The organism is Mesorhizobium sp. M0816 (genome assembly GCF_040320005.1).
Classification (GTDB): Bacteria; Pseudomonadota; Alphaproteobacteria; order Rhizobiales; family Rhizobiaceae; genus Mesorhizobium.
This window is the reverse complement of the sequence record NZ_JAMYOT010000001.1, coordinates 47,143-71,112: the sequence shown is the minus strand read 5'-3', so window position 1 is coordinate 71,112 and position 23,970 is coordinate 47,143. Positions and strand designations below refer to the sequence as shown.

Sequence of the window (23,970 nt, the reverse complement as noted above, 5' to 3'; positions counted from 1 at the left end):
AGAACGCGCCGAGGTTTCACTCGTTGTGCAGCAGGTGATGAATCTGTCGCGGGGTGCTTCCCGTCAGGCGGCGGCTCTCGCGGACAAGATGCGCCTGATCGGAATAGCCCGCCTCGGCCGCCAGCATGGCGGTGGAGCTGTTGGAGTGGCTCGAAAGCCTCAGAAAGTGCTGGTAGCGGAGGATACGGTCAATCGTCTTAGGGCCATAGCCGAAGCTCGTGTCGAAGCGCCGGCGCAACGTCCTTTCGCTCATCTCGAGCGCGCGCATCAACCAAGGGACGAGAGGCGCGTCGGGTGGCGGCCCGCGCTCAATCAAGCGATATGCCGCCTGCATGGGAACGTCTGGCGCGCGGGAGGCCGCCTCCTCGGCGACGACCTGTTGGAGCGAGCAGGCCAGATCCTCGAGATTGTCGCCAGCGCGCACGCGGCTGGCGAGGCGGCGAGCTCGCGCGCCCCACAAATCCTCGAGCGACAGCCTCTGGCCGACAAGCTCGATTTGCGGCACGCCGAGCCATGCCGCCGCCGTGGCAGGATGGAAGCGCAAGCCGATCACGACCTCGTCTGCCGCCAGAACCTCGGTCTGCGGCTCCTTATCGGGGCCGGCAACTCGGAAGCTGCCTCCGATCCATTGCAGATCGATCGTTGCGTCGGGCATGATGACGATTGGCGGTGCGCCCGCCGGGTCCATTCGATGCACCCACACCGAAGCAAAGCTCCCGTGAAGCCGCGCCGACGCTGGACGTTGCTGAAATGAACCCGTTGCCTGTGCTGGGACGGGATCGCTCATCTCGCTCCTCTTCGGACTAGCGGCGGTGAACCTACGGCGCAGCGGCTGCGCCCGGCCGTCGCTCGAGGCAACAATCTGCACGACCGACAACGTCTTCCAATCGAGAACGGTTGCAAGAATCGGTCGTTTTCTTCCGGCCGGAATGAAGAGGGCAGGTTAGGGGTGATGCCACGCGCATCGCCTCGGCAGCGCCGTGTGAAGCCATACGTCGATGGCCGTTTCGTTTAATCCGGTAAGCGAGATGCGTGCTTATCTTTCGGCGTCGTACATCACACGAGAGGTATGCGTCATGAGCAACAACAACGATCAACGGATCGACTACGTCGAATTCAACGTGAAAGACATTCAGCGGTCACGCGACTTCTACGGAAAGGCCTTCGGCTGGACCTTCACCGACTACGGCCCGCAATATTGCGAGTTCAACGACGGGCGCTTGTCAGGTGGCTTTGCCGCTGGCCCAGCGAGGTCCGGAGGAGGCCCGCTCGTCATCCTCTATGCAGATGATTTGCCGGGAACGGTCAAGCGGGTCGAGCAGGCGGGAGGCAAGATCGTCAGGCCGATCTATGGATTCCCGGGCGGCCGGCGCTTCCATTTCGCGGACCCGGATGGTTACGAGCTTGCGGTTTACACCGAGGACGGCAGCAAGGAATGATCGCGTTCTTCCACCACCTCGGATTGGTTTTGCTCGGCAGCGTCTTTATCTGGGCGGGCGCCGAGCATTTCCTCAGGTTCCGGGCGGTTGCAGCGTCCCTGGCCGAGCGGGGCTTTCCTGCTCCCAGGCCTCTTCTCGCGGCCGGATCGGTGCTGGAGATTGCAGGCGGCTTTTGCCTAGCAACGGGCCTTGGTGGACCCTTTCCCGGCGCGGCCTTGGCCGTATTCACCATTGCGGCGTCTTTCATGGCGCTCAACTTCTGGCGCTACAGCGGTGATGAATGCGAAGCGCTTCGTACCGGCTTCACCATCAATGTTGCCGTCTTGGGCGGGTTGATTGTCGCCGCGACCACTAGCCTGTGATCATCGTTTCGAGGCGGCGGGCCACTGGACACCACGTCAGAGCCATTCCATGACGCTGCGCTGCTTGAGCAGTTCATTGATGGCTTCCGCAAGGCCGGTCTTCCGGCGTGACCTCCCAAACGGCCAGCATTGAACGCGGCGCTCTGTACAAAGCCTACTTCAAGATCGCGGCGACGATGAATCCCATCCCCTGCGGTCCTCCTCTAAGGTAACGGCGCCTTGGCTGTCACGGGTCGCCTTAGGCGCTCACGAATGCCTTGGGCAATGTGGATGAAGGCAGCGCACCTCGTAAACATGCAAGTTCACATTTTTAGCGGCGTGAGCAGGCGGTCCCTGAAAATCCGTGTTCTGATGTCGTTGCCTCCTCGGCACCGTTCGTGCGACCTATTCCTCAAAGCGACCCGTGGCGTCACGATCGCGCTCGTACCGTCTCGTGAGCGGAAACGGCGGCAACCAGGACTCGCGTCGGATGATCCAGCTTTCGTAGGTTGGCATCAGTTGGTCAGGCGCATCCAGGGACCCCAGGTTTACTTCGATTTCGTCTGCGGTGCGTCCGAAAATGGAGGAGCCGCAGCGGGGACAGAAAAACCGCCCGGCGTAGTCGCGTGTTTCGCCGTCGATCGTCACCGCATCCTCAGGAAAAATCGCGGAAGCGTGAAAAAGGGCGCCATGATGCTTGCGGCAGTCAAGACAGTGACAAAGGCCGACCCGGTATGGGCGCCCCGACGCGATAATTCGGACGTTGCCGCACAGGCAACCGCCGGTGAATCGGTCCATGCTGCGTCTCCTCCAAAATCAAGCGGCCGGAATGGTTACAACGACCGGCACTGTTGTTGCAATCGCCGCGCCGCGGGCGGGGACACGTCGTTCTTCCGTGGCGATGACATTGCAGCCGCCTCTCTATGCCTTGCGCGAGCTTGCCGCCGAAAATAGGCTTTGGTTTGTCATATGGAACGAAACGGCGCGTTCCATTGAGCCGCCAACTCGGCGGCCGAGGCGATCTTGACACCGCAGTCGGCGAGTATGCGTGCGACGGTCGCTACCAGTTCGGCGTTGGACGAGGCTATGCTGCCGTCCGGAAGGAAAAGATTGTTTTCGAAGCCGACCCGGACATGGCCGCCAAGCAACGCGGCGGCGGTCACGCACGCCGCTTCGTTGCGGCCGAAGGCGCAGACGCTCCAATGGTCGAAGCGCGGCATGTTCGCCGCAAGGAATGGCAAGAGATCGGCAGGAACGGACGTCTGTCCCGGCGTGTAGCGGCCCAGCACGTAGAGAACCGGTATGCTTGCCCACGGGATCAGTCCGCGCTGCTGCATGTCCGAAAGCCTGACGGCCTCCTCGGGCGAATAGAGGATGATCTGCGGCGCAACCCCCTCGGTGTGCAGCCAGGCCATGAAGCGCACGAAGGCGAGTTCCGATCCGGCATCAGGAACGATTTCGCGAAGCGCCAGGGAGACAGCTTGCGGCTTTACATCTTGTACGACGGCCATCTGTTGGGCCGGCGAATAGATACCGAGCGCTTCGGAGGTGATCTGGATTACCAAGCGGTCGCCGGCAGCACCGCGGATGGCGGCGATCGCCTGGCGGTAGGCGTCGGCGTCGAGCAGATGATTGTCGCTTCTGTCACGGACATGAACGTGGATCATAGCCGCACCGGCATCGGCGCATTCCGCGGCCGTCCTCGCAAGTTCGGCTGGTGTCAGCGGAATCGCCGGATGGTCGGCCTTGCTGCGACGTCCCCCGTTCGGGGCGACGGCTATGGCGATGCGGTCGAGACCATGGGCCGGCTTCATGGGGACGTTCTGTGAGTGACAAGATTCATATGAATCGATCTTTGATCACACTGAAACAGACGTTGCAATCGCTGGTCTGGCGAGCTAGCAATATCCATGGACCAGGGAGAGCTTGCTGGACAGATCGTCAGTGCCTTCGACGGCATGTCGGCGCAGCTTCGGTCCGCTGCGCGCTATGTCCTTGATAAGCCGTATGATGTCGCGCTGTTGTCTATGCGCGAGCAGGCTCGGCACGCAGGAGTGCAGCCGGCGACGATGACGCGGCTGGCCCAGCATCTCGGCCTTGATGGCTACGAGGCGGTACGCGATATCTACGCCGCCGCGATCCGGGACGGCGAAATCGGTTTCGCCGGCAAGGCGGGCCTTCAGGTGGCCAGCCAAAAGCTCAAGGGCGACCACGCGCTGGCGGCCGATATTCTGGATTCGATTTCCAGCCAGCTTTCCCATCTCGCCGAAGGCAGGTCGATCGACCGTCTGGTCGAGACGGCCAGGGCGCTGAGTGCGGCAAGGCGCGTCTATTGCCTCGGCCTGCGCTCGAGCCACGCAGTCGCCTGGCATCTGCATTACATCCTGTCACTGATCGGCGAGAAGTCGGTGCTGCTGCACGGCATCGGCGGAACCGATGGCGACGCTCTGGCCCATGCGACCAAGGACGACGTGCTGATCGCCGCCAGCGTCCTGCCCTACACGCGCTTCACCATCGAGCTTGTCGAGTACGCTGCCGGCCGCGGCGTACCGGTCATTGCGATCACCGACAGCGGGGTAGCGCCCTTGGCGCTGCTTGCCGATCACCTAGTCGTCGTGCCGACCGGCAGCCCGTCCTTTTTCCACACCATGACGCCAGCTTTCATCGTTGCCGAGGTCCTCGGTGCTCTTGTCGCAGGGCAGGCAGGCGAGGGCGCTGTTGAGTCGCTGCGACGTTTCGATGAGCAGGGCGCCGCTCTCAAGACCCATCTGAACCAACGTCCGCCGAAGAAAATGCCCATGAGGGACCGTCGATGACACACATTCTTCATCGAACCATCCACTCGACGCTGCCGGTCGCCATTCGCGGCCAAGGCATCGAACTGTTCGATGCCGAGGGCAAGTCCTATATCGACGCGTCGGGCGGCGCGGCCGTGTCCTGTCTCGGCCACGGCCATCCCGACGTGATCGCTGCACTGCACACCCAGCTTGACCGCATCGCCTACGCCCACACCAGCTTCTTCACCACCGAGGTGGCGGAGCGCTTGGCGGATCGGCTGGTCGAGGACGCGCCGAAAGGCTTGGACCACGTCTATCTAGTCAGCGGCGGCTCGGAGGCGGTCGAGGCCGCGCTCAAGATGGCCAGGCAATATTTTGTCGAGAAAGGCGAGCCGCAACGGCGCCATCTCATCGCACGCCGGCAGAGCTATCACGGCAATACGCTCGGCGCTCTCGCCACCGGCGGCAACGAATGGCGCCGCGCCCAGTTCAGGCCGTTGCTTATCGAGACCCACCATATCGACCCCTGTTACGCCTATCGCTATCAAAAGCATGGCGAAAGCGACGAAGCCTATGCGGCGCGCGCCGCCCAGCAGCTCAAAGACAAGATCCTCGAACTCGGCCCGGACGAGGTCATCGCCTTTGTCGCCGAGCCGGTGGTGGGTGCCACGCTCGGCGCGGTGCCGCCGGTCGCGGATTACTTCAAGCACATTCGCGCGATTTGCGACCGCTACGGCGTGCTGCTCATTCTCGACGAGGTGATGTGCGGCATGGGCCGTACCGGCACTCTGCATGCGTGCGAGCAGGACGGCATCGCTCCCGACCTGCTGACCATCGCCAAGGGACTTGGCGGTGGCTACCAGCCGATTGGCGCGGTGCTGCTCGGCCGGCATATCTTCGATGCCTTTGCCCAAGGCTCGGGCTTCTTCCAGCATGGGCATACCTATATGGGCCATCCAATGGCAGCGGCGGCCGGCCTTGCCGTGCAGGAGGTCATCCGGCGTGACGGTCTGCTCGACAACGTCAGCGCAATGGGCGCGCAGCTGGACGAACGCCTGCACCAACGCTTCGATAACCACGATCACGTCGGCGACATTCGCGGGCGGGGTCTATTTAGGGGAATCGAGCTGGTGGTTGATCGCGCCAGCAAGGAACCATTCGACCAGAGGCTTGAACTCAACGCCCGCATCAAGCGCGAAGCAATGGCCCGCGGCCTGATGATTTATCCGATGGCCGGGACGATTGATGGTGTGCGGGGCGTTCATGTGCTTGTGGCGCCGCCATTCATCATTTCCAAACAGAATATCGATCGGATCGTCGAACGGCTCGGTGAGGCGATCGACGCTGCGATCGCTTCAGCGGCCTGACCCGCACGACGCGGACCGCCTCAACTAGTTCCAACGCGTCATCGGCGACGGGCCGGGACACCCACCAGAGAGGTAGCGACCATGTACAGTTCAATGAAAACCCTGATCGGCGCGGCGGCCTGCATGCTGCTGGCGCTGCCATCCGTCGGAGCCGAGCAGCGCTTCGTCACGGTCGGCACCGGCGGGGTCACCGGCGTCTACTACGCCGTCGGCGGCGCCATTTGCCGGCTGATGAACAAGGACCGGCAGAAAACCGGCATCCGATGCTCGACGGAGTCGACCGGCGGTTCGGTCTTCAACGTCAACTCCATCCAGACCGGCGACCTCGATTTCGGCCTGACCCAATCGGACGTGCAATACCAGGCCTATGAGGGGACCGGAAATTTCGACGGCAAGCCGTTCAAGGATCTGCGGGCCGTGTTTTCCGTCCATCCCGAGCCGTTCACCGTGCTGGCGCGGCCGGACGCCGGCGTCACCAAATTCGAGGATTTCAAAGGCAAACGCTTCAACGTCGGCAATCCCGGGTCAGGCACCCGCTCGTCCATGGAGGAGTTGCTGAAGCAGATGGGCTGGACGCTTGGCGATTTCTCGCTTGCCGCGGAGCTGAAGGCGGACGAGCAGGGCAGCGCGCTGTGCGACAACAAGATCGACGGTTTCTTCTACGGCGTCGGTCATCCTTCCGCCGCGATCCAGGATCCGACCACGGCCTGTGGCGCCAAACTCATCCCGCTGACCGGTCCGGCAGTGGACGCGCTGTTGGCAGCTCATCCGTACTATTCAGTCGCCACCATCAAGGGCGGCATGTACGCCAACAATCCGGACGACGTGACGACATTCGGCGTCCGCGCGACAGTGGTGACGAATGCCAGCACACCCGATGAGGTGGTCTACGAACTGGTGAAGTCGGTCTTCGAAAATTTCGATGACTTCAAGAAACTGCATCCGGCTTTCGCCAATCTCGATCCCAAGGAGATGATCAAGACCGGTCTGTCGGCGCCAATGCATCCGGGCGCGGAGCGCTATTACAAGGAGAAGGGCTGGCTCTGAGGCCTTCAATGCGAGGCGCCACAGGCGCCTCGCATCGCAAATAATTGTGGGGAACGATGACAGATCAAAGCCAGCGGGCGGCAGGGCCTGACCAACCCGTTATCGACATTGACAAGCTTAGCGAGATCGTCGCCGAAGCCGACACCGGTGGGCGCAAGCCGACCGGCCGCACCGCGAAGCTGATCCTCAGCGTATCGCTGGCATGGTCGCTGTTCCAGCTCTGGTATGCCTCGCCCCTTCCGTTCATGCTCAATTTTGGTGTCGTCAGCGACGGCATCGCCCGCTCCATCCATCTGGCCTTCGCCCTGTTTCTGGCGATGCTGACGTTTCCGGCCTTCAAGACCTCGTCGCGCAGCCGGGTGCCGCTGCCCGACTGGGTGCTAGGCATCGCCGGGGCGGCGTCCGCCCTCTATCTGTTGGTCTTTTACAGCGATATCGCCCATCGGCCGGGCCTTCCTACTACGGCTGACCTGATCGTCTCGATCGCCGGCGTCCTCATCCTGCTCGAGGCCGCCCGTCGCGCCGTCGGGCCTGCCATCACCGTCATCGCGGCGATCATGCTGATCTATATCTTCGCCGGACCTCACCTACCTGGCCTGCTCGGCCACAAGGGCGCGACGTTATCGCGCGCAGCCTCGCAGATGTGGCTGACGTCGGAGGGGGTCTTCGGTGTTGCCCTCGGTGTGTCCACCAACGTCGTCTTCATGTTCGTTCTGTTCGGAACATTGCTGGAGCGCGCCGGCGCCGGCGGCTTTTTCATCCAGCTTGCCTTCTCGCTGCTCGGCAAATACCGCGGCGGTCCGGCCAAGGCCGGTGTCGTCGCTTCCGGCCTGACCGGCATGATTTCCGGGTCGTCGATCGCCAATGTCGTGACCACCGGAACCTTCACCATCCCGCTGATGCGTCGCGTCGGATATTCTGCGGTGAAGGCGGGCGCCATCGAATGCGCGGCCGGCGTCAATGGTCAGCTGATGCCTCCGGTGATGGGCGCCGCCGCGTTCTTGATCGCGGAATATGTCGGCATCTCCTATGCCGAGGTGGTCAAGCACGCCTTCTACCCGGCGCTGCTGACCTACGGCTCGTTGTTCTACATCGTCGATATCGAGGCGATGAAGATGGGGCTGAAGGGTCTGCCGTCGCGCAGCGCCCATTCGGCCTATCAGGGTGCGCTGCGCGGGCTGATGGGCGTATGCGGCTTCATCGTCCTCGCAGGGCTTGTCTATTACGGCATTGGCTGGACGAAGATCGTTTTCGGCGCGGCCGCGACCTGGATGATCACTGCCGCGCTGATCGCCGTTTACATCGGCCTTGTCGCCTACCGGGCGCGTTATCCCGACCTGCCGCTGGAGGATCTGGAGGGCGAGATCGTCAGGATTCCCCACTTCGGCGAGACGGCGCGCACCGGCCTGCATTTTCTGCTGCCTGTGATCCTGCTGATCTGGTGCCTGATGGTGGAGGAGTTGTCGCCCGGCCTGTCGGCATTCTGGGGCGCTGTCGCCCTTATGGCGCTGATCGTCACGCAGCGGCCGCTCACCGCCTTTTTCCGCAAGGACCGAGCGCTGGCGCAGCATTGGCTTCACGGTTTCGACGATCTGGTCGGTGGCCTGTCCGCCGCCGCACGCAACATGACGACGGTCGGCATTGCCACTGCGACGGCCGGCATCATCGTCGGCACGGTTCTGCTCACGGGCATCGGGCTGGTAATGACCGAGCTGGTCGAATTCATCTCGGGCGGCAGCTTCATCGTCATGCTTTTGTTCACCGCGGTGATCTGCATCATTCTCGGCATGGGCATGCCGACCACTGCGAGCTATGTCGTCGTCGCCACTTTGATGGCGCCGGTCATCGTCGATTTGGCGGCGCAGAACGATCTTGCCGTGCCGCTGGTCGCCGTCCACATGTTCGTTTTCTATTTCGGGCTGATGGCGGACGTGACGCCGCCAGTGGGGCTGGCGGCTTATGCTGCTGCGGCAATTTCAGGCGCCGATCCGGTGAAGACCGGCATTCAGGGCTTCAAGTACGAGATCCGTACCGGCCTCTTGCCATTCATCTTCATCTTCAACACCGGACTGCTGATGATCGATCTCGAAGGGCCGTTCGACTTCGTCGCGATGGTGGTCACATCGACGCTCGCCATGGTCTCGTTTGTAGCAGCGACGCAGAATTGGATGCTCGTGCGCAACCGCTGGTACGAGACGATTGCGTTGCTTGTGGCCTGTTTCATCTTGTTCAGACCGGGATTGTTGCTCGATCAGGTGAGCGAACCTTATCGGGCAGTGCCTGCCTCCGAACTCAGCCGTATCGTCGACGAGACAGCCGAAGGCGGAGCGGTTCGCCTGCGCCTGACGACACTGAACCTCAACGGCGATGAGATATCGAAGCTGGTTCGGCTACAACTCGGGCCCGCAAATTCATCGGCCGAACGCCTGAAGGCTGCGGGCCTGGACGTCAGTGCGCTTGGCGATAGCGTGACAGTCGGCGTCGTGCGACTGGGCAGCCAGGCGGCCAAATTCGGCCTGCAGCCCGGCGACGAAATCAACCAGGTGCTTGTCCCTGCGGAACGGACGTCGCGCTATTGGTTCGCCATTCCGGCTCTGCTGTTGCTCGGTCTCGTCGTCTGGGGCCAGAAGCGGCGAAGGCGGGCGGTTGGTCTGTAAACGTCTTGTGAGCGGAAGCGTCTTGGCCAGCATGTCGGTAACCAAAGAACCAAACGACGCCCTGGAGCCGGCTAACGCGGAAATGCGCATGACGACGCGCGACCGCCCCTTCGAACCCGTCGACTACGGGCTTTACGCGCTGACGGTCATTGCCTGGAGCGCATCGTGGTTCGCGATCGAACTTCAGGTCGGCAGCGGCGTGTCGAACGAGGTCAATCTGGTCTGGCGCTTCGCCATCGCCACGCTGCTGATGTTTGCCTGGGCGGGTTTTTCCGGTCGGCGGCTCCGCTTTCCGATCGCCGATCATTTGCGCTTTGCTGTGCTTGGCATCCTTATCTTCTCGTCGAACTTCCTGTTTTTCTATTATGGCGCCGGCTATCTCGTCAGCGGCTTGCTCTCGGTCGTCTTTTCGCTCGCCTCGGTCATCAACATGCTGCTCGGTGCCTTGGTCATCGGCGAGCGCCCGGCGCCGCGCATTCTCGCCGGCGGCATCATCGGCTTCGCCGGAATAGCGCTGATGTTCTTTCCCGAAATCGCTGCCAACGGGCTTTCCGGCGGCACGTTGGTGGGCCTTCTCCTGTGCCTCTGCGGCACGCTGAGCTTCTGCGCCGGCAATCTCGTCTCCGTCGCAAACCAGCGCCGCGACCTGCCGCTCGTTTCAACGAGCGCCTGGGGCATGCTTTATGGCACTTTGTGGTCGGCGTTCCTGGCCTTCCTGCTTGGTGAGCCGTTCGTGTTCGCGACGACCGCCCCTTATATCGGCTCGCTGGTCTTCCTCGCCGTCATATCGACGGTCATGGCTTTCGCCGCCTACCTGACGCTGCTCGGACGCATTGGCGGCGCCCGCGCCGGCTATGCGACCGTCATATTTCCCGTCTTTGCGCTTTTGATCTCCACGGCGCTGGAAGGTTATGACTGGACTGCGTACGCGATCATCGGGCTCGTCCTCGTTGCCGCCGGAAACGTCCTGGTCATTCGCGGAGGACGGCGCTGACGCATGCAATACTTCGCAATGCGCCGCCTTCCGCTGCGCGGGCCGCGCCACATAGGTGCACCGGATAGATGGGTCAGGGCGCCTTCTTCTTCTGTCTTTTTTATCCAGCTTGACTCTCTTGGTCGTCAGTTTAGGCTGCGGTCAATGGGTCAGACCAATGTACCAGGGTTGGCCCGGGAGGGAACTAAACGCGCATGCCGATCCAGGCCGTTGAACCACGCCGGCTTTACCGACAGGTAGCCGATCAGCTCAGGCAGCTGATCGATGCCGGCGAGTTTTCCGTCGGCGACCGCCTGCCGACCGAGCGGGATCTGGCCGACCAGCTCGGAATTTCCCGCCCGACAGTCCGTGAAGCGCTGATAGCGCTGGAGGTCGAAGGCCGCATACGCATCCGCGTCGGCTCGGGTATCTACGTCACCGATCCGCCGAGCGCCGCCGCCTCCGAACCCGAAGTCGAGGAAGGCCCGTTCGAGCTGTTGCGCGCGCGCGAATTCGTCGAAGGCGCGATCGCCGCCGAAGCGGCCCTCCATGTCCGGCCTGCAGATATCGAACGGCTCGACGACGTGCTGCGCCGGATGGAGGCCATGCGTCACCCCAACAAGATGACCATTGCGCTCGACCGGGAATTCCACACCGCTGTCGCCGGCATTCTCGAGAACGCGGTGCTGGTGCGCTTCATCGGCGAGCTTTTCGACCAGCGCATGAACCCGTACTTCGAACGCCTGTCAATCTATTTCGAGACCAGCGATTCCTGGCAGGTCGCGGCAAAGGAACATCGTGCCGTGCGCGATGCAATTGCCGCGCGCGACCCCGAGCGGGCCAAGGCCGCCATGCAGCAGCATCTGCGCCAGTCCCAAATCAGATTCTCACGCAATTTCGATGAGAGAGCCGCAGCCAAGGAGGTTGCGGAATAGCAGTTGGCCGGGGGGAGATCCGGCCGTCAAATTCAACCAGGGAGGAATTAGATGCTGAGAAAATACGCAGTTCTGCTCGGTGCGATCGCCGCAATTGCTATACCCATGGCGTCGGCCTCGGCGGAAACGGTCCTGAAATGGGCGCATGTCTACGAGACGACGGAGCCCTTCCACACCGAATCCGTGTGGGCGGCCGACGAGATCAAGAAGCGCACCCAGGGCCGCTACGCCATCGACGTCTATCCGGCCTCGCAGCTTGGCAAGGAAGCGGACATCAACCAGGGCCTGATGCTCGGCACCGTCGACATCATCATTTCCGGATCGAGCTTCGCGGCGCGCGAATATCCACCGATCGGCGTCACCTATTTCCCATACACTTTCCGCGATGCCGACCATCTGCTGAAATACACAAAGAGCGACGTCTACAAGGCCCTGACCAAGGGCTATGAGGACAAGACCGGCAATCATATCGTCGCCACCACCTATTACGGGACGCGGCAGACCACCTCGAACCGGCCGATCGCCAAGTGCTCCGACATGCAGGGCTTGAAGATGCGCGTTCCCGACGTGCCGGCCTACCTGGCCATGCCGCGTGCCTGCGGCGCCAACACGGCGCCGATTGCCTTCGCCGAGGTCTACCTGGCTCTGCAGAACGGCACGGTCGAGGCCCAGGAGAACCCGCTGACCACCATCGAAGCGAAGAAATTCTACGAGGTGCAGAAGAACATCGTGCTGACTGGCCACATCGTCGATCATCTCAACACCATCATATCGGCGTCGCGCTGGGCCTCGCTGTCCGACGAGGACAAGAAGATCTTCACCGAGGTGATGCAGGAGGCCGCCGCCCGCGCCACGGCGAAGATCGTCGCCCGCGAAAAGGAACTGGTGCAGGTATTCAAGGATCGCGGCATCACCGTAACCGATGTCGACCGTGCCGACTTCGAGAAGAATGTGCTGGAGAAGGTCACCTTCGAGGAGTTCGGCTACAACAAGGCCGATTGGGAAGCGATCCGCGCCATCAAGTAGGGCATCGGGAAATCGGATGCTCAACCAAGAGGATAGGGCGGCAATCGGATTCGCCACTTGCCCATCCGTCCGGCTTCAAATTGCGCCGGACGGCCTTTCCAATCCTTGACGACCCACCAGCTTCGGGAGCCCGCGCCAATGGCCGAGGAACACCACACCGAGATCACCGTCGAAGAGATCGCGCACGCCTTCGAGGAGGTGCCGGTCGACGTCGACCTGTCGGACCACGGTATCGAGGATTGGGTCACGCTTGCCGTGTTCTGGGGCATGGTCGTCTGTGTCTTCCTGCAGTTCTTCACCCGCTATGCGCTGAACAACAGCTTTGCCTGGACCGAGGAGATCGCCATCAACGCGCTCGTCGTCGTTGTCTTTCTCGGTGCCGCCATGTGCGTGCGCCTTTCGCGCCATATCCATGTCGACGTGCTTTACCACTATCTGCCGGAGCGTGTCGGCCGCTGGCTGGCGCTCGCCGTCGATATTGTCCGCATCGCATTCTTCGCCTACGGATCGTGGCTGATGTGGCGCTACGTCACGATCGTGGCGCATGAGCGCATGGTCACCGTCAACCTGCCGCGGCGCTGGTTCTTCTACGCCGTACTGGCGGGCTTCGTGCTGATGCTTCTGCGCTCGATCCAGGTCTTTATCGGCAATTACCGGCGCGGCTATTCGGTGCTCGAGCGTCCCGGTGCGTTCGAGACAGCGGGGGTCTGAGCGATGCTGCTTCTGGTAGGGGGCTTTCTTGTCCTGATGCTCATCGGCGTGCCGGTCGCTGTTTCGATGGCGGCCGCCTCGATCCTTTACCTCGTCATCTACGGCGTGGCGCCCGATATCATCGCAGCCCAGCGCATGATCGCCGGGGTGGAGAGCTTTCCGCTGCTCGCCGTGCCCTTCTTCATCCTGGCCGGCAACCTCATGAACATCGCCGGCGTCACCGGGCGCATCTATTCCTTCGCCCTTGCCCTGGTCGGCTGGATGAAGGGCGGCCTGGCGCAGGTCAACATCATCGGATCGGTGATCTTTTCCGGCATGTCGGGCACCGCGCTCGCCGACGCCGCCGGCATCGGCACCATCGAGATCAAGGCGATGAAGGACCACGGCTATCCTATCGACGCCGCGGTCGGGGTTACCGCCGCTTCCGCCACGCTCGGGCCGATCTTTCCGCCCTCGCTGCCCTTCGTCATCTACGGCATGATGGCCAATGTCTCGATCGGCGCGCTGTTCATGGCCGGCATCCTGCCCGGCGTGGTCATGACCGTGCTGATGATGATTACGGTTGCCATCTTTGCGTACAATCGCGGCTGGGGTTCCGACACGCCTTTCGAGCTTCGGCGGCTCGCCGAAGCGGCGGGCGAGGTGCTGGTGGTGGCTGCCTTTCCGATTGGCTGCTATGTGCTTGTGCAGCTTGGCCTGTCGATCAACATCGCGGTCGGCATCGCGCTGCTGCTGCTGATCGCCGCGGACTGGTATTTCGATTTCTCCGCGGTCATGGCGCTGATGACGCCGGTCATCCTGATCGGCGGCATGACGATGGGCTGGTTCACGCCGACCGAGGCGGCGATGGCGGCCGTGATCTGGTCGCTTTTCCTCGGGCTGGTGCGCTACCGCACGATGACGCTGCGTTTGCTTGCCAAGGCCAGCTTCGACACGATCGAAACGACCGCGTCGGTGCTGTTCATCGTTACCGCCGCATCGATCTTCGCCTGGCTGCTCACCGTCAGCCAGGCGGCACAGCTGTTTTCGAACTTCATTTTCGCGCTCACCGAAAACAAATGGGTCTTCCTGATCCTGGTCAACATCCTGATGCTGGTGGTCGGCTGCTTCCTCGATACGATCGCCGCGATCACGATTCTGGTGCCGATCCTGCTGCCGGTCGCCGCCGTCTACGGCATCAACCCGGTGCATTTCGGCCTGATCATGACGCTCAACCTGATGATCGGGCTTTTGCACCCGCCGCTCGGCATGGTGCTGTTCGTGCTGTCGCGCGTCGCCAAGCTTTCGGTCGAGCGCACCACCATGGCGATCCTGCCGTGGCTGGTGCCGCTTATCGTGGCGCTGCTTCTGATCACCTTCATACCCGCCATCACGCTTTGGCTGCCGACCGAGATGGGACTGATCCGGTGAGCGGCCAGGTGACTGCGGCGACGCTGTTCGGCCCGCAGGACCTGCGCGTCGTGGAGCATCCGCTCGAACCGCTGGCACCAGGCATGGTGCGGGTGCGCTTTGGGGCAGGGGGCATCTGCGGCTCCGACCTGCATTATTTCCGCCATGCCCGGACCGGCGACTTCGTCGTCACCTCGCCGCTTGTCCTCGGCCATGAAATCTCCGGCGAAGTCGTCGAGATCAACGGCGCGGCACCCGGCCTGGGCGTCGGCGACCATGTCGCGGTCAATCCGTCGCGCTGGTGCGGGCATTGCGCGCGATGCCTGGAAGAGCGCGCCAATCTCTGCGAAAACATCTACTTCATGGGTTCGGCATCGAAGACGCCACATATGCAGGGCGGCTTCGCCAGCCTGTTCGACGCCACGCCCGCGCAATGTTTCAAGGTTCCATCTGACGTGGCCTACCAGGCGGCCGCACTTGCCGAGCCGCTGGCGGTCAGCCTGCACGCCGTTGCGCGGGCGGGCGACATCAGGGGCCGCAACGTCATCCTGTTCGGTGCCGGCCCCATCGGTCTCTTGGCCATGCTTGCGGCCAGGCTTGCCGGCTGCGCTGAGCTTACGGTCGCCGATATCGCCGCCGCTCCGCTCGCCTTCGCCCGCAGTTTGGGCGCCGACAGGACGATCGACCTTTCCGGCGGCGACGCCGAGCTCCAGGCGCTTGCTGCCGGCGGTTCGCTTGATGTGGCGTTCGAGATTTCAGGTACTGCCGCCGGCCTTGCCGCGGCGATCGCCAGCGTCCAGCGCGGCGGCACGGTGGTCCAGGTCGGCAATCTTCCCGGTGGCCAGATCCCGCTGCCTGCCAATGCAGTGATGGCCAAGGAGATCGACCTCAAAGGCACATTCCGCTTCGGCACGGAGTTCGGCCGGGCGGTCGATCTCATCGTTTCGGGGGAGGTGGATGTCCTCAAGCTGGTGACCGCCGAGCGCACGCTTTCTTCCGCGCCCGACGCCTTCCTTCTTGCCGCCGACCGTTCACAAAGCGTCAAGGTCGTGCTCACTGCGGACTGATCGGGAAACGGCCCAAACGCATTGAGCCGCGCGAGAACGTTGGCAGTCAAACTCAATCACTTGTTCTGTGCTGACGTTTCGTGGAACGGGTCGCTCAGATGGAACGCCGGCTCAGGGAAGAGGGAAATCACGCCGTGTGCAGTCCGCCAAAGATAGTCCTGGCTTTGAACTGCAGAACCAAGTTGTTATGGGCGGCTGGAAGCGACTAAGTGCCGTGTCCATTTCGGACAACATGTTCGCATCTGTCTGCTTGCAGTTGTCTGGGCTGTCGTTACAGACGAGGATAGCGCCCGCGGCACGTTTCGACTGCTGGCCGGTCATCGTGCCGAACGCCGTTGAGAATTGCATTGCGCGTGCGACCGCGCTTTTCCACAAATATATCGGCTCAATGGGGATTGCATGTGTGTCGTTTACACAGTCGGCTATGGTTTTGTCGCTCAGCCGCATCTGCGTCACCATTCCAGCACAGAATTGCGACTGTAGTTCCGCTTGCTCATCTCCGATTGCGAGCCCTGCAATCTCTGACCTTGCGCGGTCGGAAAGTGACACGATGTAAGGGGGCCGCGGGCCGTACCGGTCAACATAAGAAAATTCACAGGTATTCATACCCGTAGCTGAATCGTGTTCTTGAGAACCAGTAAGCTTTCCGAAAGTGATGATCGACTGTCCGGCGTCCAAGGTTGGAAAAAACTTCCTCTGGGATTGAATGTCATAGAAGTCGAAATAATAATCCATGCCGGCGCCGTCGGAGGTCTGCAATGCGCAGCGAAAATTCGATCTGATCGAGGCGGTAGAATAGCCGGTATTCTTTCCGCCGACGCGGATCAAAGAGATGTATTGCGTCACCCTGTCCGTTTGGTCGCTCACTCCGCGATCGTCTAGACCTACATTGACAATGTCGGGATTAAATAGCTCGGCCGTCACATAGGCTCTGTCTTGGTCGAACCAACTCAGCATGGCAGCGACCGTCGGGGTGAAGAATGCAGTTAATAGCGCAGCCACTGCCGCAGGAAACCCGATCCAGTCGCGTACGAGTTTTGCACCAAGTGTCACCTTTTGCCATCCGGTTGCCCCTCTACCGAGATCTGCCAGGCAGTGAGGGCATCGAATGGCTTTTAAGGAGATCGGCTCGTCACATTTCGGACATTGCCTCCCAGAGCCGGGGAATACAGATCTCGGGTCGGCCGCTGCCGTTGCCTTCTCTGTGCCGTCTTCCATGCTTGCCTCCAAATAATCGCGACTTACAGTCGTGCCTTCATGGTTTGTTTGGCACGACGTCGCTGATCTGGACGTAAGGGGGTGGCTGGTCTCCCTTATTAAGTTTCGAGCGCGACGAGCCTGATGAGGTAAGCACCAGTTCAGCTGGACGTTTGCTCAGCAGCAGCTCGCGCAATTGGCTGCCGGAGTGTCGTTTGCTGCTGTCGGCAAGTGCCTTCGCTTGAATCAACGAAGCCAGACCTGCAATCAGCGCCGATGCGGCCGAGGTTCCGCCGAAGCGGGTATAGAGAAGCCCGGTCGGCAGGGGTGTTGTTTCGTCGATGACGTCCGCATCGCCGGCCAGGCGGGCAGGTACGTCAATCGCCAGAACACTGAAGGGTGAATATTCGGCTCCGGCCTTCGCACGTGCTGGCCCAACCGACCTGGCAATTGCGCTGCCCATCTCAGCGGCGAGGTCAATTCGTACGACATGGTCGGTGATCATAGCCTCGTCGTCACTCGGGCCGTAGATCGTAACGCCTGAAGCGTAGGTGCCGCTCGAGTAGGCGGAACGCCACCCCAGCTGATTGCCCGCGCCAACAACGATCAGAGATGTCGCTCCGAAGGGTGCCTCCGTCGCAGTCGCCAATGCCGCGGGATAGGCCGGTTCGGCCATTCCGTCATTCCCGGCCGCGAGAATGACCGGACGATCCGCTGCGATCGCTGCCAGGAGATGCTCAAAGATCTTCTTGTCGGTGGCCAACGCCTCGTCGTCGTCGAACCGCGTCATGCGAACACCCGTCCCAGACGCGTTCTTCCCTCTGGCCAACCTGCCGAGATCGTTCACCGATCGCGGCAGCAGAATGACATCGGCGCGACAGGCGACCGCGTGCAGAAGCGCGGTGACAAGTGGAGCGATTTCATGGCTGTAGGGGGTGGCGACCGGAATAATCGTCGCAAACGGATTCACGCCAAAGTACGGCAAAACGGCGCCATCGAGCGCAGGCGCCGACCCCGCCGGCGGCTCCTTCAGTGTCCGGCCTGCTATAAGACCGGCGCAAGAGGTGCCGTGTCCGGCAAAACGCTCTGCCGGATCGGCAGCGTTGACAAGCCGGGGCTCCCCTTCGGACATCGCTTTGATGCGCCGGGCAATATCGTCGCGAACGGCGTCGTCGGCGATCATTTTCAATATTGGAGCCATCGTCGCTTCAAGGTTCTGCCAGCCATCCCGGGCGGCGCGCCGGTCCTCCTCGCGATAGACTACTCCGTCGGTCGACACCGCCACGTCCAGCCGGGCTTCGATGCAGCTAGCTGGCAGATTTGGATGCCTCGATGTGCAGCCGCTGTCGATAATGGCGACCCGGCTCTCAGGCAGGCCCTTTGACCAGATTGGCGGCACAACGCCTGGTCTTTGCGCGTCGAGCAAGCCAATGCTGGCAAGATGCCAGAGATAGAAAAGAGGGGACTCGGTCCGCTCCTGTCCTGGTGCAGTGTCCGGTTCCATAGCTCCCCTCCCTCAGTGCCATTCCAGGAGAGCTTGACGCATCTCGCGGCTGCACAAATTGATGAAAAACGGTGCGAACTGCCTGGCCAGAGCCTGGCCGGCCTCCGTATCCGAACGGTAATGTAGCCCCGCGTGCTCACGGTTTTCGGCGACGCGCTCGGCAACGAAGAACAGTTCGGTTGTGCCGGGATGTTCCGGTATCAGGCGCGTGAGAACCTCGGCGATGCAGAACATTTGAAACGAATGGTTGCTTGGAAATGCCGCATGAGGCGGAACGGGGATGAATGGCCTCAACCGGGAGTCCACCTGGTTCGGTCGCTGGCGATTGAAGACGGCCTTGTAAAAGTAGCCAACGCGCTCGGCGACCTGCAGGATCAGTTCGATCATCCTCTCAGTACTGTCGAAGCCGCCGCTTTCGATGCCGAGAGGGGCAAAGATGTCCGACAGATTGGATGTGTCGGCCTGCGACAGGATCTCTTCCTGCCTGGCGCGATCGTTGACAAGGCTCAGTTGGTGAACGTGAAGCGCTGCAATTTCGGCGGCAGCTTCCGACGGACCCGGCGGCGGTTTTATCTGCAGGGCCTCGAAAGGGTAAGTCCCGTCCAACATCCCCGCAGCGTAAAGCCGCCTCACGACGTCCCAGGACGCGAGAACCTCGCCGACTGCGCCGCCGCCGCGCTCCACCTGCGCAGTTGATCTTGAACGTGATCGCGATCGCGATCTTGACCGCGAGCGGGACCGTGAGCGCGAAAGGACTTCGAAGCTGCTGCGGGAACGCGATAGGGATCCCGCAAAGGCCGCAGCGAACTTGTTCGCATTGGGCAGATCTTTAAAAAATTCCGTGAAGAGAGCGTTGTCTGTTTGAAGAAAGCCGATTTCGCCGCGTCTTGTCAGGACGATATTCGAACTGATCCTAAAATCCAGTTGGTCAACAGGTTGAAGTCCCATCTCTTTGTCCCCCATTTGCCCGGCAGCCTTCTTCGAAAAGGCTGCCCCGTGTTATAATTTCTGCAAGCGGTCGTCATGCCGGCTTCTGGAACATCGCCTTCAGTTGGTTGGCCGCGTATGGAAGAAAGAGCGATGCGCCGTAGAAAAGAAAATTCCCGACACTGGTGACGATTCCAGAAACCTGATCGGGCCGCACGATCGCAAAGTAGAGGACGACGTTGCTCGCGCCCCAGAATAGCGTAACCATCAAAGATGCCCCAAGCATGCCGGCTACACGACTGTAGCTCTCGACAGGAGCTACGCCGTTGTCGTCCTGGATATTCTTCTCCAACATAATCGATTTGTAGTCAATGCTTGTGAATACGGAGCGCAGAAGAAATATAGTCGCTCCGTTGAAAGCAATCAAAAGTCCCCATACCGGATAATTGTCCATTTTATTTCTCCCACAGAGTGATCGCGTTTCGGGTGTGGACGCCACCGCAACCGATGGCGTCCATTGATTTGGGGAATGTCAGGCGGAAGACGACTGCAGGGCGTCGAATATCCACCCGCCGCAGTTCAGGCGTCCGTTTCCATCATCGGTGCCGTAGGCTCGCAATCGGCGAATCCCGTCGGCCCCGATGCTTAGGCGGCAGTCATGCGGCCGGCCTGCAAGGACTAGAAACGGCTTGGCGTCCGGCTGATCGATTTTTTCCAGCATTTCGAACACGGTGTCGTCGCCGTCCTGTTTGACCTTGCGTGCGTGAATGCGGTTATTGGCGGCAAATAGCCCATGCTTGCTATTCGGGAAGTCGAACAGATGCGTGTCGCTGATCGAGAGCGTGTCGTCCTTGAGCTCGACGATTAACGTCTCTGACGAGGCCGGCGTGATCGGCCGAGCTGGATCTTCACAGCGGCTATGACTAAGTTGGTTCGCCATACGCGTGCGAAAGTTGTTCATCACATCATCTCCTTTGCTTTGGCGGCGAGTTCAGACTCGAAAGGATCGTCGGGGATGATCGCGTGCAGAGGCCCAACGGGGTTGGACTTCATGACGTCGATCAGGTTGCGGCCAAGACGCACACCTTCGACAGCGTCCATCTGCCAATGCACACCGAGATAGAGACGGCTGACGGCATTCTCATGGATTGCCTGGGCAAGCGTCATCTGGCGGACATGGTGGGGACGCACGGACCCGTCCGGGTCGATGGCGCGGCCATCATACTCATCGGATACGAAGGCAAAGACGAGATCTTTGCCGCCGCCCAGAGCTTCAAGCAGCTCGCTTGCGAGCCCGAAGCAGGTTGAACCGAAGGTCGCATGCCCCGATGGATAGGCCGGAAACTGCGGCGTTCGTGACTTCGGACCATCGCCGCCACGCGGGACGGAATTCGTCTGTGGTGCCCCGAGGGGGGCCCAATGCGCATCCGATTCGACCAGCGAAGGTGTGTCGGGTGGCAATTCGAGCCATGCCTTGATGGAGGTATAGTCCGGTTTGCCGGCCTCTCCGGCGGGCATTGAGAGCCTGGCCTGATCGAAGGTCGGCACGGACGCGGTACCCTCCCTGAATCCGGCCTCGTTGGTGCGAAGCAAGGTTGCCGGCCGTGCGACATGATAGGTGAATTTTTCGCGCCACGCGGCAATGCCGGCATCGGCCATTCCCAGGTTGCAGATGGCCAGCAGAACGGCCAACGCCTCCGTCGAGAAGTTCGCCTGCTCCGCGATCGCGTGAAGACATTGATTGTAGAGGCGCGGCGGCAAGCCGATCCCGCGAACCCCGTCATAGGCCCAGAAGGTTCCGATGAGCGTTTCCTCGGCTGTTCGTGTCAACCGGTCGGTCCCTGGAGCAGCGCCTTTGCCGGCGACCAGGTCGCGATCCGCCGGCCAGTTCATTGCTTCGAGAAACGACCCCAGGGGCTCTGTCTGGCCCGGCTGCGGCGGCCGCTCTCCAAGGGCCTCGCTTGGCCCGACAAACTCTATCGCGCCGGCAGGGTAGGTGACGAAGGGCCTAACGTCGAAACCCCATGTCGCACCCAGCACGGCGGCGCCCAGGGGCGAATAGGGGTCAAGGCTGAAGGTTCCTGGTAGGCCGAAGGCGCGGTATTGCCTATCCCGTGTTCCCGAACCGTCGGCGGACCGAGCGTCCGCGAGCATCCGGCCGATGGCAGCGCCATACTCGAGCCCGTTTTCGATCGCCTGCGCCGACTGGCCCTTTTCATACAGATGCAGTCGGTATTCCGTAACGAGCTGCTCAACGAAGGCGTCTTCGAACAACAGCCGGATCGTGACCGACGCCGCTCCGGCGACAGCGGCTTCACGGCTGATCACGGCAGGCGCGGCAGGGAGCATGGGCTGATATGCGGCCAGCCGAGCAAACCGATGATGGTTGTTGTGGAATGAAGCCGGATCGGCCATCAGCAGGGCGTCGTACATGGCGATATGCACGATTGCCAGCGCGCGGGACGCACGCGTCGGCCCGCCCACTTTCGGTTCAAGCTTTGTTCGGCCTTTTCCGGCCTCGTCGATGCCCGTTCCATCGCCGAACGTATAGTCCTGGCGTTGCGCTTCGAGTGAAGCCCTGCTCCAGAACAAGATCGGATCAAATTGATCTAACATTTTTTTAGCCTCCATCTTGGTAGCGCAAGCAAGATTTTGATTTCAGTGCGCCGCCGACGCGGGAAATGACCATGCCCGCGTTCCAAAACCGTCCGAATTTCCGTCGTTGTTGCGTGAAAAATGCGTGAAAAGACCATCACTGAACGCGCGATCGAGTGAGATTGTGTATTCTTTTGCGGTCTATGCTATAGAGATGGCCGGGGTTTCGAGGGTAGGCTGGAAATGGCCATGCAACTCATCGCGCGGCTTACGCTGCGGGGCATCTTTCGACTTGAGGATATGCACGGCCGTCAGATTGCCGTGCCGAGCAAGAAGGCACGTGCCTTGCTTGCGATTCTTGCGTTTTCCCGGAACGGGGAGCGTTCCCGAGCCTCGCTGCAGGACATGCTATGGGGGCGATGCGAGAAGACGGAGTCTCAAAACAGCCTTCGACGCGAGCTGTCATCGTTGCGCGCGCTGCTCGCGGGGGACTTGGCCGATCTGCTTCATATCGATCGCGAAACCGTCTGCCTTCGGCTCGACCGGTGTGACGTCGACGCATTGGGCGAGGGTGAAAGCGCTCAGACGAACGGAACGCTTCTTGAAGGCCTCGACATTGCTGGAGAGGAAGGGTTCGAGGAATGGCTGCGCGAGAGGCGAAGCCAGCGGCAAACGGCGGCGCCGAGAGTGACCAGTCCGGGGGCCGACGACACTCGACGCAGTGGCGCGCAGCCCGACAGGCGTCTGGTCGTGAGCATCGGCTTGGATGCTTGGCACAATGGTGCGGTCGGCGCCATGATTTTGCCTGAACTCTTTCGGCAGGCCGTCATCTCCGGCCTTGAGGAAACGGGCTGCTTTCGGGTTTCCGTCCCGGATCCCGCTCGCAACGGGCCGCGAAGTGCTGCCGACGCGCAGGACTTGGATCTGCTGATCAAGACGGAGAGCGCCTACGATACTCTGGCGGTTGCCATTATGTGCGTCGGTTCGACCAACCGGGACGTTATGGTCAGCATGAGTACGGTGGTAAAGCTTGGCGGAAAGACGCTGGCACTGGAGCGGGATCTTCAGGCCTTCGCAACCAACTGTGTTGACCGTCTCCTGCACCGGAACATTCTCTCGCTCGATGCGCTGGACGATTCCCATCTCAGCCGAAAACGGCTTCTGACTGCTACAGCGCAGATGTTCAGCCTTAGCCCGTCCGACGTCAGAGCCAGCCGTGCGACGCTGACCGAAGCAAATGGACTCAGCCGCCAGGGCATCTTTCATGCTTGGCGCGCGTATCAGGCTGTATTTCTTTACGACCGTTCGCATGCCTACGACTATCGCCTTACGATCGAAGAGTGCAAGGACGACATGCGCGTGGCTATGGACCTTGATCCATTTAATGGCGCAGCCCTGTCTCTATGCGCCCACGTACACGCGTTCCTCCTTCAAGATTTCACTACTGCCGGAGAATATTTGGAAAAAGCAAGGCAGACGGGTACACAAAATGTCATGTACTACGACGCATTCTCTATGCTAAACTTCTATACTGGACGTTATTCAGAGGCTAGGGCAGCGGCTAAGAAGGCAGAGATACTTGGAAAGAACTTGACGTTTCGATATTGCTTCGCGACGTCACTGTGCATGATTGAGGCGATGTCGGGTGATTTCGAAGCGGCCGCCCGCGAGGGGCGTCGCGCTCTCGCGCTTGAACCGGGGGGGCGCGAGATTTCGTATCCCCCGACACTCCGCTATTATGGGGCTGCGTTGGCGCATCTCGGCCTCAAGGACGAGGCCCGCGAACTGTTCGGCCAGCTTCGGACGAAGGACCCTGATATCGCCAGCCAGAAAATCAGAAACAATTTCGGGCCATTTCCCAACCCGAGAAGCGTTGAATTGATAGGTTCGGCTCTGGCTAGCGTCGGTCTTTAGGCGGCATTTCATCGACGACGTATCGAGATCGAACTCGGTCGTTCGGATTGATTGGGCCTCGGCCGTTAGAGCGGTGCAGCCTCCTGCCGATATGTCCGGAACGG

The 23,970-nt window shown here is 61.3% G+C and carries 22 protein-coding genes; 13 read left to right on the top strand and 9 right to left on the bottom strand.

Translation table 11 applies throughout. The features are described 5' to 3' along the window. Positions 1-16: 16 nt before the first annotated feature. Entirely contained in the window at positions 17-787 is a 771-nt protein-coding gene (locus NKI17_RS00360) for a helix-turn-helix transcriptional regulator (RefSeq protein WP_502894393.1), read from the bottom strand. A gap of 289 nt (positions 788-1,076) precedes the next feature. Between NKI17_RS00360 and NKI17_RS00355 the strand changes: the two genes are divergently transcribed. Further along, positions 1,077-1,439, top strand: a complete 363-nt coding sequence (locus tag NKI17_RS00355) for a VOC family protein (RefSeq protein WP_031211108.1) — start codon at positions 1,077-1,079, stop codon at positions 1,437-1,439. After that, positions 1,436-1,801, top strand: coding sequence for a DoxX family protein (locus NKI17_RS00350; protein ID WP_352571207.1), 366 nt, complete (start codon positions 1,436-1,438; stop codon positions 1,799-1,801). Before NKI17_RS00355 ends, NKI17_RS00350 begins: the two co-directional genes overlap by 4 nt. Before the next feature lie 384 nt (positions 1,802-2,185). Here the strand turns inward: NKI17_RS00350 and NKI17_RS00345 are convergent, their stop codons facing one another. Continuing rightward, entirely contained in the window at positions 2,186-2,578 is a 393-nt protein-coding gene (locus NKI17_RS00345; RefSeq protein WP_352571209.1) for a GFA family protein, read from the bottom strand. A gap of 167 nt (positions 2,579-2,745) precedes the next feature. Then, on the bottom strand, positions 2,746-3,594 hold the full coding sequence (locus NKI17_RS00340; protein WP_352839388.1) for a beta-keto acid cleavage family enzyme: 849 nt from the start codon (positions 3,592-3,594) through the stop codon (positions 2,746-2,748). 96 nt (positions 3,595-3,690) lie between these two features. Between NKI17_RS00340 and NKI17_RS00335 the strand changes: the two genes are divergently transcribed. From NKI17_RS00335 to NKI17_RS00290, 10 genes are all read left to right on the top strand, one after another. After that, on the top strand, positions 3,691-4,596 hold the full coding sequence (locus tag NKI17_RS00335; protein ID WP_352839386.1) for a MurR/RpiR family transcriptional regulator: 906 nt from the start codon (positions 3,691-3,693) through the stop codon (positions 4,594-4,596). Further along, the gene (locus NKI17_RS00330) at positions 4,593-5,924 is read left to right on the top strand and encodes an aspartate aminotransferase family protein (RefSeq protein ID WP_352839383.1); all 1,332 of its coding nucleotides are present in this window, start codon (positions 4,593-4,595) and stop codon (positions 5,922-5,924) included. The genes NKI17_RS00335 and NKI17_RS00330 overlap by 4 nt, the downstream gene beginning before the upstream one ends. Before the next feature lie 93 nt (positions 5,925-6,017). Then, positions 6,018-6,971: a TAXI family TRAP transporter solute-binding subunit gene (locus NKI17_RS00325; RefSeq protein WP_023674270.1), complete on the top strand. Its 954-nt coding sequence runs from the start codon at positions 6,018-6,020 to the stop codon at positions 6,969-6,971. A gap of 56 nt (positions 6,972-7,027) precedes the next feature. Then, positions 7,028-9,628, top strand: coding sequence for a TRAP transporter permease (locus NKI17_RS00320; RefSeq protein WP_352839380.1), 2,601 nt, complete (start codon positions 7,028-7,030; stop codon positions 9,626-9,628). Positions 9,629-9,716: 88 nt separating this feature from the next. After that, the gene (locus NKI17_RS00315) at positions 9,717-10,622 is read left to right on the top strand and encodes a DMT family transporter (RefSeq protein WP_023674272.1); all 906 of its coding nucleotides are present in this window, start codon (positions 9,717-9,719) and stop codon (positions 10,620-10,622) included. A 194-nt stretch (positions 10,623-10,816) separates the two neighbouring features. After that, complete coding sequence (locus tag NKI17_RS00310; RefSeq protein ID WP_352452148.1) at positions 10,817-11,536, top strand: FadR/GntR family transcriptional regulator; 720 nt, start codon at positions 10,817-10,819, stop codon at positions 11,534-11,536. A gap of 51 nt (positions 11,537-11,587) precedes the next feature. Then, on the top strand, positions 11,588-12,562 hold the full coding sequence (locus NKI17_RS00305) for a sialic acid TRAP transporter substrate-binding protein SiaP (RefSeq protein ID WP_502894239.1): 975 nt from the start codon (positions 11,588-11,590) through the stop codon (positions 12,560-12,562). A gap of 138 nt (positions 12,563-12,700) precedes the next feature. Next, entirely contained in the window at positions 12,701-13,273 is a 573-nt protein-coding gene (locus NKI17_RS00300) for a TRAP transporter small permease (RefSeq protein WP_352571215.1), read from the top strand. A gap of 3 nt (positions 13,274-13,276) precedes the next feature. Then, entirely contained in the window at positions 13,277-14,683 is a 1,407-nt protein-coding gene (locus NKI17_RS00295; protein WP_023674276.1) for a TRAP transporter large permease, read from the top strand. Continuing rightward, positions 14,680-15,729 (top strand): L-idonate 5-dehydrogenase, encoded by a 1,050-nt coding sequence (locus NKI17_RS00290; protein ID WP_352571217.1) that lies wholly within the window; start codon positions 14,680-14,682, stop codon positions 15,727-15,729. Before NKI17_RS00295 ends, NKI17_RS00290 begins: the two co-directional genes overlap by 4 nt. A gap of 111 nt (positions 15,730-15,840) precedes the next feature. Here the strand turns inward: NKI17_RS00290 and NKI17_RS00285 are convergent, their stop codons facing one another. From NKI17_RS00285 to NKI17_RS00260, 6 genes are all read right to left on the bottom strand, one after another. Continuing rightward, positions 15,841-16,947: a hypothetical protein gene (locus tag NKI17_RS00285; RefSeq protein WP_352905236.1), complete on the bottom strand. Its 1,107-nt coding sequence runs from the start codon at positions 16,945-16,947 to the stop codon at positions 15,841-15,843. Between the two features lie 37 nt (positions 16,948-16,984). Beyond that, on the bottom strand, positions 16,985-18,430 hold the full coding sequence (locus tag NKI17_RS00280) for a S8 family serine peptidase (protein ID WP_352839371.1): 1,446 nt from the start codon (positions 18,428-18,430) through the stop codon (positions 16,985-16,987). A gap of 12 nt (positions 18,431-18,442) precedes the next feature. Beyond that, positions 18,443-19,378 carry a phosphatase PAP2 family protein gene (locus NKI17_RS00275; RefSeq protein WP_198023675.1) on the bottom strand — a complete coding sequence of 312 codons (936 nt, stop codon included), beginning with the start codon at positions 19,376-19,378 and terminating at the stop codon, positions 18,443-18,445. Between the two features lie 73 nt (positions 19,379-19,451). Further along, complete coding sequence (locus NKI17_RS00270) at positions 19,452-19,811, bottom strand: hypothetical protein (protein WP_031213365.1); 360 nt, start codon at positions 19,809-19,811, stop codon at positions 19,452-19,454. Positions 19,812-19,889: 78 nt separating this feature from the next. Continuing rightward, positions 19,890-20,318: a hypothetical protein gene (locus NKI17_RS00265; protein ID WP_023680785.1), complete on the bottom strand. Its 429-nt coding sequence runs from the start codon at positions 20,316-20,318 to the stop codon at positions 19,890-19,892. After that, positions 20,318-21,973 carry a vanadium-dependent haloperoxidase gene (locus tag NKI17_RS00260; RefSeq protein ID WP_352571220.1) on the bottom strand — a complete coding sequence of 552 codons (1,656 nt, stop codon included), beginning with the start codon at positions 21,971-21,973 and terminating at the stop codon, positions 20,318-20,320. Before NKI17_RS00260 ends, NKI17_RS00265 begins: the two co-directional genes overlap by 1 nt. A 228-nt stretch (positions 21,974-22,201) precedes the next feature. Here NKI17_RS00260 and NKI17_RS00255 point away from each other — a divergent pair, with 228 nt between their 5' ends. Further along, a complete protein-coding gene (locus NKI17_RS00255; protein WP_156937507.1) occupies positions 22,202-23,866 on the top strand; it encodes an AfsR/SARP family transcriptional regulator in 1,665 nt (554 codons plus the stop codon). The last annotated feature ends 104 nt before the right edge of the window (positions 23,867-23,970 follow it).